At 50.4% G+C, this 19377-nt stretch carries 15 protein-coding genes and 4 tRNA genes; 3 read left to right on the top strand and 16 right to left on the bottom strand.

The features are described 5' to 3' along the window. Nucleotide 1 precedes the first annotated feature (1 nt). Both EII14_RS03680 and mtaB read right to left on the bottom strand, forming a co-directional pair. Nucleotides 2-1057: a glycosyltransferase family 2 protein gene (locus EII14_RS03680; RefSeq protein WP_124931212.1), complete on the bottom strand. Its 1056-nt coding sequence runs from the start codon at nt 1055-1057 to the stop codon at nt 2-4. Next, nucleotides 1054-2421: a tRNA (N(6)-L-threonylcarbamoyladenosine(37)-C(2))-methylthiotransferase MtaB gene (gene mtaB, locus EII14_RS03675; protein WP_124931211.1), complete on the bottom strand. Its 1368-nt coding sequence runs from the start codon at nt 2419-2421 to the stop codon at nt 1054-1056. Before mtaB ends, EII14_RS03680 begins: the two co-directional genes overlap by 4 nt. 308 nt (nt 2422-2729) lie before the next feature. Between mtaB and EII14_RS09400 the strand changes: the two genes are divergently transcribed. The 3 genes from EII14_RS09400 to EII14_RS03665 all read left to right on the top strand — a co-directional run bounded on the left by EII14_RS09400 (nt 2730) and on the right by EII14_RS03665 (nt 4410). After that, nucleotides 2730-2903: a hypothetical protein gene (locus EII14_RS09400; RefSeq protein ID WP_199733865.1), complete on the top strand. Its 174-nt coding sequence runs from the start codon at nt 2730-2732 to the stop codon at nt 2901-2903. A gap of 722 nt (nt 2904-3625) precedes the next feature. Continuing rightward, nucleotides 3626-3850: a hypothetical protein gene (locus tag EII14_RS03670; RefSeq protein WP_124931210.1), complete on the top strand. Its 225-nt coding sequence runs from the start codon at nt 3626-3628 to the stop codon at nt 3848-3850. Nucleotides 3851-4089: 239 nt separating this feature from the next. Continuing rightward, complete coding sequence (locus tag EII14_RS03665) at nt 4090-4410, top strand: HPF/RaiA family ribosome-associated protein (protein ID WP_124931209.1); 321 nt, start codon at nt 4090-4092, stop codon at nt 4408-4410. Between the two features lie 410 nt (nt 4411-4820). Here the strand turns inward: EII14_RS03665 and EII14_RS03660 are convergent, their stop codons facing one another. From EII14_RS03660 to EII14_RS03595, 14 genes are all read right to left on the bottom strand, one after another. Then, a complete protein-coding gene (locus EII14_RS03660) occupies nt 4821-5543 on the bottom strand; it encodes a bifunctional 2-polyprenyl-6-hydroxyphenol methylase/3-demethylubiquinol 3-O-methyltransferase UbiG (protein WP_233569359.1) in 723 nt (240 codons plus the stop codon). Between the two features lie 91 nt (nt 5544-5634). Further along, entirely contained in the window at nt 5635-9909 is a 4275-nt protein-coding gene (gene rpoC / locus EII14_RS03655) for a DNA-directed RNA polymerase subunit beta' (protein ID WP_124931208.1), read from the bottom strand. Between the two features lie 171 nt (nt 9910-10080). Further along, entirely contained in the window at nt 10081-13926 is a 3846-nt protein-coding gene (rpoB, locus tag EII14_RS03650; RefSeq protein WP_124931207.1) for a DNA-directed RNA polymerase subunit beta, read from the bottom strand. A 227-nt stretch (nt 13927-14153) separates the two neighbouring features. Beyond that, on the bottom strand, nt 14154-14528 hold the full coding sequence (rplL, locus tag EII14_RS03645; protein ID WP_124931206.1) for a 50S ribosomal protein L7/L12: 375 nt from the start codon (nt 14526-14528) through the stop codon (nt 14154-14156). A 171-nt stretch (nt 14529-14699) separates the two neighbouring features. Further along, entirely contained in the window at nt 14700-15221 is a 522-nt protein-coding gene (gene rplJ / locus EII14_RS03640; protein WP_124931205.1) for a 50S ribosomal protein L10, read from the bottom strand. Nucleotides 15222-15235: 14 nt separating this feature from the next. Continuing rightward, nucleotides 15236-15934, bottom strand: coding sequence for a 50S ribosomal protein L1 (gene rplA, locus EII14_RS03635; RefSeq protein WP_124931204.1), 699 nt, complete (start codon nt 15932-15934; stop codon nt 15236-15238). A gap of 25 nt (nt 15935-15959) precedes the next feature. Next, nucleotides 15960-16397, bottom strand: coding sequence for a 50S ribosomal protein L11 (gene rplK / locus EII14_RS03630; RefSeq protein ID WP_124931203.1), 438 nt, complete (start codon nt 16395-16397; stop codon nt 15960-15962). A 70-nt stretch (nt 16398-16467) separates the two neighbouring features. Beyond that, nucleotides 16468-17010, bottom strand: a complete 543-nt coding sequence (nusG, locus tag EII14_RS03625) for a transcription termination/antitermination protein NusG (protein ID WP_124931202.1) — start codon at nt 17008-17010, stop codon at nt 16468-16470. Nucleotides 17011-17023: 13 nt separating this feature from the next. Beyond that, nucleotides 17024-17212 (bottom strand): preprotein translocase subunit SecE, encoded by a 189-nt coding sequence (gene secE, locus EII14_RS09660; RefSeq protein WP_124931201.1) that lies wholly within the window; start codon nt 17210-17212, stop codon nt 17024-17026. A gap of 16 nt (nt 17213-17228) precedes the next feature. Next, nucleotides 17229-17301, bottom strand: a tRNA-Trp gene (locus tag EII14_RS03615). A gap of 80 nt (nt 17302-17381) precedes the next feature. Then, nucleotides 17382-18563, bottom strand: coding sequence for an elongation factor Tu (gene tuf / locus EII14_RS03610; protein ID WP_124931200.1), 1182 nt, complete (start codon nt 18561-18563; stop codon nt 17382-17384). 163 nt (nt 18564-18726) lie between these two features. Next, nucleotides 18727-18798, bottom strand: a tRNA-Thr gene (locus tag EII14_RS03605). Between the two features lie 13 nt (nt 18799-18811). Next, nucleotides 18812-18884 (bottom strand) — tRNA-Gly (locus EII14_RS03600). A 19-nt stretch (nt 18885-18903) separates the two neighbouring features. Next, nucleotides 18904-18986, bottom strand: a tRNA-Tyr gene (locus EII14_RS03595). Nucleotides 18987-19377 lie beyond the last annotated feature (391 nt).

Genomic DNA, 19377 nt, shown 5'->3' with positions numbered 1-19377 from the left:
ATTAGAAAGAGGAGGAAGAGGAGGGCGACGAGAGAAATTGAGAGAACGTTTTCTGCCGGCGAAAGAAAAACGCCCACAACAAGCTCTTGTCGGTGCGTTCGGGAATGTGTAGGAGCACGGTTTGGGCAAGATTGTGTCGGCGGTCGGCGTCGAAGTTGTGTCGACATTTTCTGAAATCGCGCACGCCGCGCCAAACGGCACGGGCATTGGCGAAATCGCCGCTCAGCGCAAATTTGAGCAGGGCAACGGCATCGAGCAGGGCGCGGCGAAACATCACGCTGCGATATTCCGTTTCGGGCAGGTTTTTGTGGAGCATCGTGAGGTTATTGCGGAAGTTGAGGTAGGTTTTTCGCGGGTTGTCTTTGGGCAATGTCCCCCCCCCAACGTGAAAGACGACGCTTTGGGGAACGCAAACGATTTTCCGACCACGTGCACGCAGTCGCCAACAGAGATCAATTTCTTCGTTGTGGGCAAAGAAGCGTCCGTCCAAACCTCCCACGGCATGCCAGTCGTCGGCGCGAATGAGCAAGGCGGCACCGGTAGCCCAAAAGAGTGATGTCGCGCTGTCGTATTGGCCGTTGTCGGGTTCGACGACGTTGAAAAGCCGTCCGCGGCAGAAGGGGTAGCCGTCGCGGTCGAGAAAGCCTCCTGCCGCCCCGGCATATTCAAAAGTGTCGTGCGCCCACTCGGCCAAGAGTTTGGGCTGCGCCGCGGCTACGTCGGGGTGGGTGTCCATGTAGTTACGCAGGGGCGAGAGCCAGTCGGGGGTTACGCGCACGTCGCTGTTGAGCAGGAGATAGAGGTCATGGCGATGAGGCGTTTCGCTCTCGATACGTCGAAAGGCCTCGTTGTAGCCTTCGGCAAATCCGAGATTTTCTTTCCAACGCACAATGCGGACGTCGGGAAAGTGGGTTTGGAGCAGATCGATCGAGCTGTCGGTCGAACCATTGTCGGCCACGATCACTTCGCCCAAGGGGGCAGTGTGTGCCACCACGGAGGGGAGGAAACGGCGGAGCATATCGGCTCCGTTCCAGTTGAGAATAACTACGGCTATCATAGAGGCGGATTGAGACCTGTGGCAATGAGGGCGTCTTGGTGTTCGGCAAATCCGCTCAATACGCCCGTTTCTATGGCGTCGGGAGTGAAGCGGGTGTCGGCGTGGGCTTCGACGCGAATGTAGTTATCCGTCCAGCCGAGCAAGGGTTTTCCCTCTCGTGCGTGCTCCCAAAGAACAGGGCGTTGCTCCCCGATGAAAGCGCGGTAGTGCGCCTTGCGCTTCTCTTCCGAGAGTTCGAGCAAACGACGGCTGCGTTCGCGCTTGGCGGCGGGTGTCACGACGTAGGGGATTTCGAGGGCTTTGGTGCCGGGGCGTTCGGAATAGCTGAACACATGCAGCTGCGAGATGTCGAGCGAACGGATGAACTCGTAGGCTTCCTCGAAATATTCGTCGCGCTCGCCGCGAGTGCCCACAATGACGTCCACGCCGATGAAGGCATCGGGGGTGACTTGTTTGATTTTTTCGATTTTCGCGCGGAAGAGTGCGGTGTCGTAGTGGCGGCGCATCAGTTTCAACACGGCGTCGCTTCCGCTTTGCAGCGGCAGGTGGAAGTGGGGCATGAAGGCCCGGCTGTCGGCGCAAAACTCGATAATCTCATCGGTCAGCAGATTGGGTTCGATGCTCGAAATGCGGTAGCGGTCGATGCCCTTCACCTCGTCGAGCGCGCGAATGAGCTGAAAGAAGTTTTCTCCCGTAGACCGACCGAAATCTCCGATGTTCACGCCCGTCAGCACGATCTCTTTCCCCCCATTGGCCGCCGCCTCTTCTGCCTGTCGCACGATGTCGGCGACGGTGGCATTGCGCGAGCGTCCTCTTGCGGCCGGGATCGTGCAATAGGTGCAAAAGTAATTGCAGCCGTCTTGCACTTTCAGAAAGTAGCGTGTGCGATCGCCGCGCGAGCAAGAGGGCACGAAGGTGCGGATGTCTTTGAGCGGCGTGGTGTAGAACACGCCGCCGTGCGACTCCGAATCGGGACGAACGCCCAAGTGCTTGGCCTCCATGTGTTCTTCGATCAGCTCGATGATGCGCCCTTTCGACTCCTGTCCGACCACAAGATCCACGCCCTCCATTTGGGCAATGTGCTGTCCCGACAGTTGGGCGTAGCATCCCATTACGGCAATGAAGGCATCGGGGTGCAGGCGGTGCAGGCGGTGTATGGCGTGTCGGCATTTGGCGTCGGCTTCGCCCGTGACGCTGCAAGTATTGACAATGCAGATGTCGGCACGTTCGTCTTCTTCGACCGCCACGCACCCTCTTGCGGCAAGACGATCGCGCAGCGTGGAGGTTTCAGCGTAGTTGAGTTTGCAGCCCAGTGTGACGAAGGCGGCTTTTTTATTATATATAATAGATGTGTTCTTGTCCATATCGATTGCAAATTTACGGTGAAGTGAGAGAAACGCCAAATTTCGCTCCCCCATTTCAAACAGAACCGCCGCCCTCCCAACGGAGAAAAGGAACGTTTTGCCCGATCGGCCTATTGTGAAATCGAACAATACACCCTTATTCGTTAAGCGCGACTGCCAAAACGTGTCACTATTGCATATTAAATGTTAAAGAGCGTAGGGCTTTTATAAAATAAGCCGGGTTGTGCTTGCAAGTGCAGAAAAAGTCTGTACCTTTGCAATGTTTTAATAAAGCAATTAATTGTTCTACTTTTAAACTCAAAAACAAAATGAAAAAATTGGTTTTCATGTTCGTAGCTTTCGCAGCTATCTCTTTCGCTTCTTGCGGTTCTAAAACTGAAACTGCTGCTGCTACCGACAGTCTCGCTACCGACAGCACAGACACCACCATGATGGACACTACTGCTACCGACAGCGTAATGACTGACAGCGTTAAGGCTTAATCATCGGTCAAAGCACACAAACAACGTAGCTCTTTAAGCGAAGACTACGAACAGGCTCTTTTCAATAAGAGCACCTGAGAGAATTGAAACCGGTTGGGATATTCCCACCGGTTTTTCTTTTTGAGGTTCGGGAGAGGAACGCAAACGTGCGGCTGCCCAACCCGGAGAGGCGAAAGGTATTCTCATATAAAGATCGAAAATCCGAGTTTCCGAAAACTAACCAATGGAGGACTTGCGAAATTTAGGTCTGTGACAGATTTTTCTACTCGTTACTCCGTTTATTCTACTCCTTAGGTAAGATGCGTTTCGATGTATTAAATGAAGATCGGGACAGCCGAAGAGCAACCGAAACAACTCTTCGTGAAAGAAGCAACTTTCACTCCCTACCGGGATTTTTTCTTCTTTTTATCTACATTGTCTACACTATCGTTGTTAAACCGTAGACATACAGATAGTTGCGAATGTAGACAATGCGAAAAACAAACTACATTTGTCGTTACTGTCTACACTTTGTTTCGGAAAGGCATGCAGACATCCGAAGTCGTCGGTGTAGGCAGTGTAGGTTTCAGGAAAACTGTCTACATTCATTTCCCGCCTGTTTATCAATGACTTACCTTCTTTCCGTGTATAACATTAAGCCATCTGTCTACATTCATATATTCCTGAATTTCAGCAAACTACAAGTCGAAGTGTAGGTTTTTCGACAATTTTGCGAAATGATCATGGGAGAAGCTCGTATGGCGAGCTGTCCTACCTACCCTGCGGACTTGCCCGAAAGTTTTTCGATCATCATGGTTGTTTGCGGTTTGATCGTGAATAACTTTGTTCTTGCGCTTCGGGGCATTTTGTCAGACGCCTTCAATCTTCGGCCGAAATGGAGCTTTGGTTTTACGCTGTTGCCGTTTTGGAACGAACTTTATGGAAGGTCATCGGTGCAACTTGTTTGAGTGGTCAAATTGCCGGGATGAAATCAGATGAGGTGGGAGGGTAGTTTTTGCTAAATACAAAGGCTTTTTGCTTCCAATCTCCCACTTCCCTTTTTTATCGGACAGCATAAAAAAGTAAAGAAAATTTGGTGGCATCAAAATAAAAGGTTATTTTCGCCATAGGTTCAGCGGACAACGAACAAAGATTTGTTGCCGCGAATTTTTCAAAGATTACTAACCTTAAAGAAAAGGAGGACACCATGAATTTCAAACTTCAGACCATCCATTTCAATGCGGCCGAAAAACTTGTGGCATACATCGACAAGAAAATGTCCAAACTCGAAAAGCATGATAATATTCTAAATGTAGAACTGACGCTGAAAGTGGTGAAGCCCGAAACGGCCAACAATAAAGAGGCTAATCTTCATGTCTCTTTGCCCGGCCGGAAAATCCATGCGGAGAAAGTGGCCGACACTTTTGAAGAGGCCATTGATCTTTGTGTAGACGTCGTTCGTCGGGAATTGACACAAAATTCGGATTCTAAAACGAAGAGCAAAACTCCTGTGGATTTTTCCATGTGATAGAACAACGAAATATCGCAGGTTGGCCTTGCCGTCGAAACTTGCAGGGTTTCAAAGACGGGCATTGGCAACGCAAAAAAGGGGAGTCCTCAAAAAGGGGGCTCCCCAATATGGGGTAATCTGATGTAGCCACATGTCTGATTGCCGACTTTGGGAGAGAAGCGCAATTCTTCTTTCCGAGAAAGACAAACAAACTTCTCCTTGGCTTTTCCGGGAACATCGGACGCTCGAAGGCGGCAGAGGCAATTCCCGGTCAGACGAAGGATGATGGAGGTTTGTCTTTCTGCTTATCCGTTACATTCTAAACTATACTTGCATCTATGAAGAAAGTGTTTTTCCTTTCTCTTTTTGTCGGCAGTCGCAGAAGATGAATTCAAAGCCGACATGCGATGATCGCCGGACGAGGAGCATCAAGCGCGGGAAAGACGTACCAAAAAGTCGAAGGCATCGCCCCGGCGAAGCAATTCGGCACAAAAACCACAATCGGAGGCCGCAGAGGAGAGGGTGTCGAAATCTACATACAGCCAATTGAAAACAAGACCTTTGACGGCACCGTATTGCATTTGATAGTCTACCTCTCCATAGTAATCTTCCACGTCGGAAAAATCGGTATTGCCTTCGTCGTCTTCATAAACATAGGCCAAGTCACAAGAATCGACCAGGGCACAACCTTCGGGAGCAAGAAGCAAATCGAGGCGACGGAAGAAAGAAGGAAGTTCGATGAGGGCTCCGCAAATGCCAATGCCGTTCATTAGCATGAGTATGGTGTCGTAGCCCGTTCCGAAATCATCGGTAAAGAAGTCGGCCAGTCGAACATCTCGCACACCGCGTTCACGCATAATTTCGACACTGAGAGGACTGACATCTATGGCCGTCACGGATGCGCCGGCCGTTTGCAAAGGGAGTGCATGACAACCGCTGCCGGCTCCGACATCGAGCACTTTCCCGGAGGAAAGGGCAAGGGCGGTGCGTTCGAGGGAATTCATCTCGGCAGGGGTGCGGAAAAGATGAGAAACGGGCATTTCATCTTCGTCGAACATGGAAGAGAAGATGCGCAGGCGATCGGCGTGGCCGTGGCGGAAATAGTCGCGTATGGCCATGCCCATGGGATCGCGGTCAGTGGGAAAAATCATAAAAGCAAGGTTATGTTTGCAAAGGTACAAAAGAAAATCTCCATTCGGCACAAAACCGAATGGAGATTTCAAGTTGTTCGGCGAATCAAGATCAGCTGATTCGGCCAAAACGATCATCGCGTTCGCGATCACGATCGTTATAATCTTCAATGTCGCCGACAACGATGCGGTTGAATTCACGCAGACCGGTACCGGCGGGAATGAGGTGTCCGCAAATCACGTTTTCCTTCATACCTTCGAGGTGGTCGGTCTTTCCGGAAATGGCAGCTTCGTTGAGCACCTTTGTGGTTTCTTGGAACGAGGCAGCCGACATGAACGACTTGGTTTGCAGAGCGGCACGGGTGATACCTTGCAAAATCTGCGTGGACGTGGCCGGAACGGCATCGCGCACGACAACCGGTTTGAGGTCACGACGTTTGAGCTGGGAGATTTCTTCGCGGAGTTTGCGCGCCGTTACGATCATTCCCTTCTTCATCGTTTCGGAATCACCGGCGTCGATTACGACTTTCTTGCCCCAAATGCGATCGTTTTCTTCGGCAAAGTCGTTTTTGTCGACGATTTGCTGTTCGAGGAAACGGGTGTCGCCGGGTTCGTTGATTTGCACCTTGCGCATCATCTGGCGTACGATGACTTCAAAGTGTTTGTCGTTGATTTTCACGCCTTGAAGACGATAAACGTCTTGCACTTCGTTGACGATGTATTCCTGCACGGCAGTGGGGCCTTGAATGGCAAGAATGTCGCCGGGGGTCACCGAACCGTCCGAGAGGGGCGTTCCGGCACGAACGAAGTCGTTCTCCTGCACGAGGATTTGCTTGGAGAGGGGTACAAGATATTTCTTGATTTCTCCGAGCTTGGAGGTGACGGTGATTTCACGGTGTCCGCGCTTAACTGCACCCATCGAGATTTCTCCGTCGATTTCGGAAACCACGGCGGGATTGGAGGGGTTGCGGGCTTCGAAGAGTTCGGTGACACGGGGAAGACCTCCGGTGATGTCGCCGGCAGAACCGACCACGCGAGGAATTTTAATAATGGTATCGCCGATTTTGAGGACTTGGTTGTCTTCAACGACGATGTGTCCGTTGATGGGGAAGTTGTAGGTGCGGAGTGTCTGACCATTTTCGTCTACGATGTGAGCCGTGGGAACAAGTCCGCGCTCTTTCGATTCGATGACGATGCGCTCGCGAAGACCTGTGGCTTCGTCTTCCTCGACACGGAAGGTGACACCTTCTTTGAGATTTTCAAACACGATGCGACCGGCGGCCTCTGTGACGATAACGGCGTTGAAGGGGTCCCATTTGGCCACGAGCGTGCCTTTGGTAACGAGTTCTCCTTCTCCGACGAAGAGTTGGGAACCGTAAGGCACGTTTTGAGAAGAAAGAACGATGCCTGTGTTTTCGTTCACAAAACGAACTTCTGCCAGACGAGAAACCACGATTTTTCCGGGAGTTCCGTCATCGCCCATAACATCGACGGTGCGGAGTTCGTCGAACTCGACGCGGCATTCACTCTTGGCTACGATCGTGGCATTGGCGGTCGCACCGCCGGCGATACCACCGGCGTGGAAAGTACGGAGTGTGAGCTGCGTACCGGGTTCACCGATGGACTGAGCGGCAATCACACCCACAGCCTCACCCTTTTGCACCATTTTGGAGGTGGCGAGGTTGCGACCATAGCACTTCATGCAGACACCGTGTTTCGACTCGCAGGTGAGTACGGAGCGAATTTCAACTTCTTCGATACCTGCGTTTTCGATGGTCTTGGCGATAGGTTCGGTGATTTCTTCTCCCGAATGCACGAGTATGTGCCCATCTTCGGGATGAGTGATGTCGTGTACGGAAACACGACCGAGGATGCGCTCGGCAAGAGAGGATACGATTTCGTCGCCGTTTTTGAGAGCGGTGCATACCAAACCGCGGAGCGTTCCGCAATCTTCCTCATTGATGATGACGTCGTGAGAAACGTCGACCAAACGACGAGTGAGGTATCCTGCGTCGGCCGTTTTCAGAGCGGTGTCGGCAAGACCCTTACGGGCACCGTGAGTAGAGATGAAGTATTCGAGAACCGACATACCCTCCTTAAAGTTGGAGAGAATGGGATTTTCGATAGTGGAACGAGTGTCGGCACCGGCTTTTTGAGGTTTGGCCATAAGACCACGCATACCGGCAAGCTGAGCAATCTGATCGGCACTACCACGAGCTCCGGAGTCGAGCATCATGAAGACGGAGTTGAAGCCTTGATCGGCTTCGGTCATCTGCTTCATGAGGGTGGACTTGATGTCGCTATTCACCTTCGTCCAAGTGTCGATCACTTGGTTGTAGCGCTCGTTGTCGGTGATGAATCCCATCCCATAGTCGCTCATGATTTGCTCGATGCGGTCGTGGCCGACTTGAACAATGGTGGCTTTCTCTTCGGGAATGATGATGTCGTCGAGGTTGAAGGAAAGTCCGCCTTCGTAAGCCTTGCGATAACCGAGGTTTTTGATACCATCGAGGAATTCGCAGGCACGAGCCATACCCACGGCTTTGATGACGCGCGTGATGATGTCGCGAAGAGACTTTTTGGAAATAATCGTGTTCACATATCCCACTTCGACGGGAATGATCTCATTGACGATGACACGACCAACGGAGGTTTCCACCAAATGGCGAATGGGGAGGCCGTTTTCGTTGATGTCTTCAACAAGGACTTTGACCGGAGCATGAATGGCCACACGCTTTTCATTGTAAGCGATGATGGCCTCTTCGGGCCCGTAGAAAGTGAGGCCTGAACCCTTAGCACCGGGACGGAGTTTGGTGATGTAATAAAGACCGAGCACCATGTCTTGAGAAGGCACGGTGATGGGGGCACCATTGGCCGGGTTGAGGATGTTGTGGCTTTGCAGCATGAGCATTTGCGACTCCAAAATGGCCTCATTGGAGAGGGGAAGGTGGACAGCCATTTGGTCACCGTCGAAGTCGGCGTTGAAGGCCGTACAAGCAAGAGGGTGAAGCTGAATGGCTTTTCCTTCAATCATCTTGGGCTGGAAAGCCTGAATAGAAAGGCGGTGAAGCGACGGAGCACGATTGAGGAACACAGGGTGTCCTTTCATCACGAGTTCGAGAATGTCCCAAATAATGGGCTCGCGACGATCTACGATTTTCTTCGCACTCTTCACTGTCTTTACGATGCCGCGCTCGATGAGCTTGCGGATCACAAAAGGCTTGTATAACTCGGCGGCCATGAGTTTGGGCAAACCGCATTCGCCCATTTTCAACTCGGGACCGACTACAATCACGGAACGGCCGGAATAATCGACGCGCTTACCGAGGAGGTTCTGACGGAAACGACCTTGCTTACCTTTGAGCGAATCGGAAAGCGATTTCAAAGGACGGTTGCTTTCGCTTTTGACGGCACTGGATTTTCGGCTGTTGTCGAAAAGACTGTCGACGGCCTCTTGGAGCATACGTTTTTCGTTGCGCAAGATGACATCGGGTGCTTTGATTTCAAGCAAACGCTTCAAGCGGTTGTTGCGAATGAGCACACGGCGATAGAGGTCGTTGAGGTCGGAGGTGGCGAAACGACCACCGTCGAGAGGAACGAGCGGACGCAGTTCGGGAGGCGTCACGGGGATGATTTTCATGATCATCCATTCCGGTTTGTTGCGATCTTTCGATGCACGGAAAGACTCTACGACTTGCAGACGCTTCAAAGCCTCGCTCTTACGTGCCACAGACGTGTCGCTATTGGCACGATCGCGAAGCTCATAGGAAAGGCTGTCAAGATCTATGCGTTGAAGCAAGTCGAGAATAGCTTCCGCTCCCATTTTTGCGATAAACTTATTGGGGTCGCTGTCTTCCAAATATTGATTTTCTTTGGGCAGCTTTCTCAGATGTTCGTAGTATTCGTCTTCTGTGAGAAGCGTGTTTACGGTGAGTTCGTCGGCCAGCACACCGGCTTGCACCACCACATATCGCTCGTAATAGATAATCATGTCGAGCTGTTTGGTGGGAATTCCGAGCAAATATCCCATTTTATTGGGCAAAGAGCGGAAATACCAAATATGGGCTACGGGCACCACGAGTTGGATGTGACCGGCACGCTCACGACGTACTTTTTTCTCTGTCACCTCAACACCGCAGCGGTCGCAAACGATGCCTTTATAGCGTATGCGCTTATACTTTCCACAGTGGCATTCGTAGTCTTTCGTGGGGCCGAAGATGCGTTCGCAGAAAAGGCCGTCGCGCTCAGGTTTATAGGTTCGATAGTTGATGGTTTCGGGCTTCAGCACCTCACCATAGGAGTTGGCCTGTATCTCTTCGGGAGAGGCCAAACCGATAGTGATTTTCGTGAAGTTGTTTTTGATCTTTCTGTCTGTTTTGAAAGCCATAACTTACTTGTATATTGTGTGTAAGAAAGATTTGATTTCATCGGGCATTTTTCGATTTCGACAACCGTCATGCTCTGCAAAGAACAACGACAAAGTCATCAAATCGAAATGCCCTTTTGATAGTAGGCAGTGAAGGGAAATTGCTTTCTTCCTCCCAACGCCATCGACTTTTTAGTCGAGAGAGATGCTGAGACCCAATCCGCGGAGTTCGTGCAACAACACGTTGAGGGATTCGGGAATACCGGGAGTTGGCATCGGATCACCCTTGACGATGGCTTCGTATGCCTTCGAGCGACCCGTAACGTCGTCTGATTTGATCGTGAGGATTTCTTGCAACACATGGCTGGCGCCAAAGGCTTCGATAGCCCACACCTCCATCTCTCCGAAACGCTGTCCGCCAAACTGAGCTTTACCGCCGAGCGGCTGTTGCGTGATGAGAGAGTAAGGGCCGATGGAGCGAGCGTGCATTTTGTCTTCCACCATGTGACCGAGTTTGAGCATGTAAGTCACACCCACGGTCGCCTTTTGGTCGAATTGATCACCGGTTGCACCGTCGTAGAGCTGCGTGGCGCAGTAACGCGGCAAACCGGCTTTGTCTGTCCACTCACAAAGATCGTCGAGCGTAGCTCCGTCGAAGATAGGGGTGGCAAACTTCACGCCGAGTTTCTGACCGGCATAGCCAAGCACGGCTTCAAACACCTGACCAATATTCATACGCGAGGGCACACCGAGCGGATTAAGTACGATGTCAACGGGAGTACCATCGGCCAAGAATGGCATGTCTTCCTGACGCACGATTTTGGAAACGATACCTTTGTTTCCGTGGCGACCGGCCATTTTATCGCCGACACCGATCTTACGCTTCTTGGCAATATACACCTTAGCCATCTGAATGATTCCGCTGGGCAGTTCGTCGCCAATGGTAATGGCAAACTTCTTGCGTTTGAGCACAGCATCCATTTCATTGTGCTTGCGGAGATAGTTGATCACCAATTGGTGCACCATTCGGTCTGTACGCTCGTCGCCTGTCCAGTTGCAGAGTTCGAGAGCGGTGAAGTCGAGAGTTTGGAACAGCGATTTGGAGAATTTGGCTCCTTTTGCTATCACCTCAGCTCCGATATTGTCTTTCACTCCGAGTGAAGTGAAATCTTTGGTCAAAGCCACAAGTTTGTCGAGCATGACGTTCTTCAACTCCTCTGCCTCTTTCGCAAAAATGTCATCGAGTTTTTGAAGTTGAATTTTATCTGCATTCTTTTCTGCACGCGAAATTTTGTGTACGCGGCTAAACAAACGCTTGTTGATGACAACACCCGACAAAGAGGGGTTGGCTTTCAGAGAAGCATCTTTCACATCACCGGCTTTTTCGCCGAAGATGGCACGAAGCAATTTTTCTTCGGGCGTGGGGTCACTCTCTCCTTTCGGCGTGATCTTACCGATGAGAATATCGCCGGGCACGATACGTGCTCCAATACGCACGATACCATTTTCGTCCAAGTCTTTCGTTGCGTCTTCCGAAACGTTGGGAATGTCATTGGTGAGCACTTCCATTCCGCGTTTCGTTTCGCGCACTTCGAGCGAAAATTCGTCTACGTGTACCGACGTCAAAATATCTTCGCGCACCATACGTTCGTTGAGCACGATGGCGTCTTCGTAGTTGTAGCCTTTCCAAGGCATGTAAGCCACAAGAAGGTTGCGTCCGAGTGCCAACTCTCCGTTTTCGGTGGCATAGCCTTCGGTCAGAATATCGCCGGCTTTCACCCGTTGTCCCTTATCGCAAATGGGGCGGAGGTCAATGGTCATGTTCTGGTTGGTACGGCGGAATTTGGGAATTTCATATTCCACTGTGGCCGATTCAAACGACACAAACTCTTCGTCAGGCGTGCGATCGTAAGTGATAACGATCTTATTGGCATCCACATAGTTGACAACGCCGTCGCTTTCTGCCGTAATCATGGTGCGGCTGTTTTCGCAAACCTGTTTTTCGATACCGGTTCCCACAATAGGAGCTTCGGAACGAATGAGGGGCACGGCCTGACGCATCATGTTCGATCCCATGAGTGCGCGGTGGGCGTCGTCGTGTTCCAAGAAAGGAATGAGTGCGGCTGCGATAGAAGCGATCTGTTGCGGTGCAACGTCCATCAAAGACACTTCCGAGGGAGGAACGACGGGATAGTCCGCATCTTGGCGGCTCTTCACCACCTTACGAATAAACGAACCGTCGGGACGGAGGGGAGCATTACCCTGTCCGATCACCTTTTCTTCTTCCTCTTCGGCACTGAGGAACACAACATTATCGTTATTCAGATCGGCCTTGTAGATGTCGTTACCTTCTTCATCCTTTTCGCCGCTGTTTTTCACCACGCGATAAGGTGTTTCGATAAAGCCGAGGTCGTTGATCTTTGCATATACGCAAAGTGAGGAGATAAGACCGATGTTCGGGCCTTCGGGCGACTCGATGGGACACAAACGTCCGTAGTGTGTATAGTGCACGTCGCGCACCTCGAAACCTGCGCGCTCACGAGAAAGACCGCCGGGTCCCAAGGCCGAAAGACGACGTTTGTGTGTCACCTCGGCGAGGGGGTTCGTCTGGTCCATAAATTGAGATAGCGCATTCGTACCGAAGAACGAATTGATCACGCTCGAAATGGTCTTGGCATTGATCAGGTCGGTAGGCGTAAACACCTCGTTGTCGCGCACATTCATACGCTCGCGGATAGTGCGGCTCATGCGTGCAAGACCTATGGAGAACTGATTGGAAAGTTGCTCGCCCACGGTACGCACACGGCGATTGGAAAGGTGGTCGATGTCATCTACCGAGGCTTTGGAGTTGATCAGCTCGACGAGATATTTGATAATCTCAATAATGTCTTCACGAGTCAACACACGCACGTCATAAGACGTATCGAGTCCCAACTTCTTATTGATGCGGTAACGTCCCACCTCGCCCAAGTCGTAACGCTTTTCAGAGAAGAAAAGGTTGTTGATGACTTCGCGCGCACTGGCGTCGTCGGCGGGATCGGCGTTGCGGAGCTGGCGATAAATATAGAGCACCGCTTCGCGCTCGGAGTTGGAAACGTCTTTTTGGAACGTATTGAAGATGATCGAGTAGTCGCTCGAACTACTTTCTTCGTGGTGCAACAAAATAGTGGACGTACCGCTTTCGATGATCGCTTCGATATTTTCGGCATCGAGCACCGTTTCGCGTTCGAAAAGAATATCGTTACGTTCGAGAGAAACCACTTCTCCGGTATCTTCGTCCACAAAGTCTTCCACCCAACTTTTGAGCACACGGGCAGCCAATCGGCGACCGATGGCTTTTTTAAGACTGGTACGATTAACCTTTATCTCTTCTGCCAAGTTAAAAAGTTGGAGAATGTCCTTGTCGGTTTCGTAACCGATAGCACGCAAGAGAGTGGTCACGGGCAACTTCTTCTTGCGATCAATGTAGGCATACATCACGTTGTTGATGTCCGTGGCAAACTCGATCCAACTACCCTTGAACGGAATGATACGCGCACTATACAGCTGAGACCCATTGGCGTGTACGCTCGATCCGAAGAACACACCGGGCGATCTGTGCAATTGTGAAACCACCACACGTTCGGCACCGTTGATGATGAAAGTGCCGTTGTCGGTCATATAAGGAATCGGGCCGAGGAAAACACTTTGTTCCACGGTTTCAAATTCCTCATGATCGGGGTCGGTGCAGAAGAGTTTGAGTTTGGCTTTGAGAGGCACACTGTACGTCAAACCACGCTCCAAACACTCGTTGATGCTGTAACGTGGTGCATCAATGTAGTAGTCGAGAAATTCGAGCACAAAGTTGTTACGCGTATCAGCGATAGGAAAGTTTTCGGCAAAGACCTTGTACAAACCATCGTTTTTGCGCAGCTCAAAGGGGGTATCCAATTGTAGAAACTCCCGAAAAGATTTCAACTGAACGTCGAGAAAATCCGGATAAGGCATCGGATTATTGACAGACGCAAAGTTGACGCGATTGTTGATTACTTGGGACATTCGATTGTCGATTAATACGTTATTTGATTTTAGTGACCGAAAGCGGGTATCAGCCGCTTCCGACCTGTGCGCGCCGACATTCGATCTCGGAAACAGCCGATACCGGTCCGACCCATCCGAGAGCAGCATCCATGACAGATTACGGCTTATAAGACACAAAAAGGTTAAGAACCCCCTACCAGAGGATTCTTAACCGCACCCTGTTTTCAGGGATAGTTGGAGTCAGATTAAGCGAGCTCTACTTCTGCACCGGCTTCTTCGAGAGCCTTTTTGAGAGCTTCGGCTTCTTCCTTGCCTACGCCTTCTTTGAGCTTGCTGGGAGCACCGTCAACGAGGTCTTTGGCTTCCTTCAAACCGAGACCGCAAGCTTCCTTCACAGCCTTAACGACTTGGAGCTTGGCAGCACCTGCGCTTTTGAGAACAACGTCGAAAGAAGTCTTCTCTTCGGCGGCAGCAGCGCCACCGGCAGCAGGAGCGGCAACAGCAACAGCTGCAGCAGCGGGTTCAATACCATATTCCTCTTTGAGGACAGTTGCGAGTTCGTTTACTTCTTTAACCGTGAGGTTAACGAGGGTTTCAGCGATAGCTTTGATATCTGCCATTGTAGTAAGTATTAATTTTGTTTTTTATTCTTGTTTATGGATCGTCGGGTCTATCACCCTGACGTTTGTTGCGGCTACCTATATGGTTATGATGCAACAGAGTTTATTGTACCGCGAAATAGCTCTTCGCCTCTATTTATAGGAGACTGAACTTCGTCGCAGTCGCAATCATTACTCAGGGCGTTCACCCAAAGTTTTGAGCACTCCGTGAATGGTCTGTCCGGCTCCGGAAAGCGCAGAAATAACATTCTTGGCAGGACTTTGCAGCAGAGCCACAACGTCGGCGATAACTTCGTTCTTGCTCTTGATGGAGCAGAGAGCATCAAGCTGTTCGGCACCGACATAGAAACTTTCTTCTGCATACGCAGCTTTCAAAGAGGGAATACCCGTAGCCTTACCGGCTTCTTTGATGAGCTTCGCGGGAACATTTGCAGTATTGCAGAACATCACAGCCGTAGAGCCTTTGAGGACGGGATAGAGGGGAGAGAAATCCACCTCAGCAGCGTCGAAAGCTTTTTCGAGAAGCGTGTTCTTCACAACTACCATCTTCACTTGCTGAGCGAAGCACTTACGACGGAGGTCGCTGGTTTGCCCGGCATTGAGCCCCGTCACATCAACGAGGTAGAAGTGACCGTATTCTTTGAGTTGTCCACCGAGTCGCTCGATGATAATAGCTTTATCTTCCTTTCTCATGATTCATTAAAAAATTAAGCTTCGTCAATGGTCTTGGGATCAATTTTGATGCCCCGGCTCATGGTAGAAGAAAGATAAATACTCTTGATATAAGTACCCTTGGCTGCTGTGGGTTTGAGTTTATTGATGGTAGCGATAAACTCCTTGGCATTGCCAATCATCTTGGCAGTGTCGAAAGACACCTTACCGATCGACGCGTGTACGATACCGGCTTTGTCAACCTTGAAGTCGATCTTACCTTGCTTCACCTCACGGACAGCTTTGGCAACATCCATAGTTACAGTACCGCTCTTGGGGTTGGGCATCAATCCGCGAGGACCGAGCACACGGCCGAGGGCACCTATCTTACCCATGATGGCAGGCATAGTGATGATAACATCAATATCAGTCCAACCACCTTTGATTTTCTCGATATATTCATCGAGACCTACATAGTCAGCACCAGCTTCAGTCGCAGCAGCTTCCTGATCGGGAGTGCAGAGGCAGAGCACTCGTACTTGCTTACCGGTTCCGTGGGGAAGAGAAACCACGCCACGTACCATTTGGTTAGCTTTACGAGGGTCTACTCCGAGACGCACGTCGATGTCAAGGGAAGCGTCGAACTTGGTGGTGGTGATTTCCTTCACCAAGCTGCAAGCTTCTGTAAGAGAATAAGCCTTACCTGCTTCAATCTTACCGGCTACCAACTTTTGATTCTTAGTAAGTTTACTCATTGTTCAAAAATTGAAGTGTTATTAATTAAGCGGGGAAGTCTCCCTTGACGGTGATACCCATACTGCGAGCTGTACCGGCAACCAAGCGCATAGCAGCCTCTACTGTGAAGCAGTTGAGGTCAGGCATCTTATCTTCAGCGATAGCCTTCACTTGATCCCAGGTAATTTCTGCAATCTTGCTACGGTTAGGCTGAGCAGATCCGCTTTTCTTCTTGGCGGCCTCGAGCAACTGAATTGCAACAGGAGGAGTCTTTACGACAAAGGTGAAAGACTTGTCATTGTAATAGGTAATTACAACAGGAAGTACTTTACCGGCTTTCTCCTGAGTTCTGGCGTTGAACTGCTTGCAGAAATCCATGATATTGATACCCTTTGAACCGAGGGCGGGACCTACGGGAGGGCTTGGATTTGCAGCGCCACCTTTAATCTGTAATTTGATTAATCCAGCAACTTCTTTTGCCATTGTTTACGATTATTGTTTTGAAAAATTTTGAGAAGCACACAGACATTCGGATGCGTAACCTACCTTATGCCTATTCCTTCTCGACTTGCATAAATCCGAGAGTGAGGGGCTGCGAGCGCCCAAACACTTTCACGGCCACCGTAACGGTTTTCTTCTCGTCGTTGACATCTTCGATGACACCGGAGAAACCGCTGAAAGGGCCATCCTTGACCTTAACATTTTCGCCAACAGTAAAGGGTATCACAATGTCGACAGGCTCATTTTCGAGTTCATCGACTTTACCCAATATGCGGTTCACTTCACTCGGACGGAGAGGAGTGGGATGTTCCAACCCTCCCAAAAATCCAAGGCAGTTAGGAGTACTTCTGAGTTCATGAGCGATCTCTCCCACCAACTTCGCCTCTACAAGAACGTAACCCGGCAGATAATTACGCTCCTTAACAACGCGTTTTCCGCCTTGCATTTGAAGCACCTTTTCTGTCGGGATGAGAACTTGCGATACGAATCCACCGAGGCGACCATTTCTAATTTCGGCGTCGATGTACTCCTTCACCTTGGCTTCTTTTCCACTGACGGCACGCAATACGTACCAGTTCATTTCTACTTCAGCCATTGATGAATGTTGTTTAGTTGCGGTAGATAAAATCCATGATCGTCTCAAAAAGCGTATCCTCCGCAAAGACCACAAGTGCTATGAGTATGGAAGCAATAAGTACAACAAGTGCACTGTGCATCAACTCTTGGCGTGATGGCCAGGTGATATTATGCGCTAATTCTGAGTACGAATCTTTGCAATATTGAAAAATGCGATTCATTTCGTTTCCGTTTAAGCACGGGAAGAGAGGCTCGAACTCCCGACACCTGGTTTTGGAGACCAGTGCTCTACCAACTGAGCTATTCCCGTAGAAAAGTAGGCTCCACTCCGAGAACAGAGCCTACTCCATATATTTTCGCAGTGCTTACGCAGCTACGGGTTCGACAAGATTAGTCGAGGATGGCAGTGATTTGACCGGAACCAACGGTGCGTCCACCTTCGCGGATAGCAAAACGAAGACCTTCGTTGAGAGCAACAGCGTAAATCAAAGTCACAGTGATTTCCACGTTGTCACCGGGCATTACCATTTCTACGCCTTCGGGGAGAGTGATTTCTCCGGTGCAGTCCATCGTGCGGAGATAGAACTGAGGACGATATTTGTTACCGAAGGGAGTGTGACGACCACCTTCTTCTTTTTTGAGGACATAGATAGAAGCCTTGAAAGAAGTGTGGGGTTTGATCACGCCGGGGTGAGTGATCACCATACCGCGCTTGATTTCTTGCTTGTCGATACCGCGGAGGAGAAGACCTACGTTGTCACCGGCTTCACCTTGATCGAGAAGCTTGCGGAACATTTCCACACCGGTTACAACAGACTTCTTGTCTTCACCGAGACCGAGGATCTGAACTTCGTCACCCACCTTAACGACACCGGTTTCAACACGACCGGTAGCAACAGTACCACGACCGGTGATAGAGAACACGTCTTCAACGGGCATCAAGAAGGGTTTGTCGCGATCACGAGGGGGTTCTTGAATCCAAGTATCGCAAGCCTCCATAAGTTTGAGAATGCTTTGTTCCCATTCGGGTACACCATTCAAACCACCGAGAGCAGAACCGCGGATGATGGGAGTATCTTCTTCGAACTCATATTGAGAAAGAAGGTCTTGCATATCCATTTCTACGAGCTCGAGCATTTCTTCGTCTTCAACCATGTCGCACTTGTTGAGGAACACAACGAGACGGGGAACGTTTACCTGACGAGCGAGAAGGATGTGCTCACGAGTTTGAGGCATGGGGCCGTCAGTAGCGGCAACCACGATGATAGCACCGTCCATTTGCGCAGCACCGGTAACCATGTTCTTAACGTAGTCGGCGTGACCCGGGCAGTCTACGTGAGCATAGTGACGATTGGCAGTTTCATATTCAACGTGCGAAGAGTTGATCGTGATACCACGTTCTTTTTCTTCGGGAGCGTTGTCGATCTGATCGAAAGAGCGAGCTTCACAGAAGCCGTTACGAGAAAGCACGGCGGTAATAGCGGCAGTAAGAGTAGTCTTACCGTGGTCTACGTGACCGATGGTACCAATGTTCACGTGCGGCTTGGTACGCTGAAATTGTTCTTTTGCCATTGTAGTGGTTATTTATGATTATTAATATTCATTCCTCAAACAGTGTCTCACTTCCGCCGCGACTCTCACGACGAGAACTCGCACCGCTTTCGGCAAAACACTCAAAAAGAAAAAAAAAGATCGGAGAAATTAGTTTTTCACATCTCCCCAATCTCCTTATGAGAGCTGTTAGTGAGACTTGAACTCACGACCTCTTCCTTACCAAGGAAGTGCTCTACCGCTGAGCTATAACAGCAATCTAAGTATTGAGCGGGAAACGGGGCTCAAACCCGCGACCCCCAGCTTGGAAGGCTAGTGCTCTATCAACTGAGCTATTCCCGCGAAATCCCTTTCAGGGAGGTGGGTAGTGATGGATTCGAACCACCGAAGGCGTAAGCCAGCAGATTTACAGTCTGCCCCATTTGGCCACTCTGGTAACTACCCTGCCATTGTGGGTTCTACATCCTGACCTTTCAGCCGAGGAGTAGCGTGTCCCTCAATTCGGATGCAAAGGTAGACATATTTTTCAAACCTACAAATTATTTCGTCGTTTTTTTTCGTTTCGGGTACTTTTTTCTTGTTTTACCGCACGCCCTATGGCCGAAGTACGCCTAATCGTTTCGCAGCAGGCTCACGACCAGAAGCGGACGACAAGACGGGAGCGAAAGGGCGTAAACGAAAAAAGGCTTCTTTCGACAAGACACAGACTTTCAGGCCGCACGCCTCACAACTTTGGCTCTATAACGTTTTGAGCGGGTAATCATGTTTTGTCTTGTAATATCCGAAAAAGAGTGTAAGAGTCTCCTCCACCTCCCCGGCTTGGGGCGTCTCAAGC

The sequence above is a fragment of the Alloprevotella sp. OH1205_COT-284 genome, assembly GCF_003859795.1.
Taxonomy (GTDB): Bacteria; Bacteroidota; Bacteroidia; order Bacteroidales; family Bacteroidaceae; genus Alloprevotella.
Note: the sequence above shows the minus strand (reverse complement) of the source record. Positions and strands in the feature narration are given on the sequence as shown.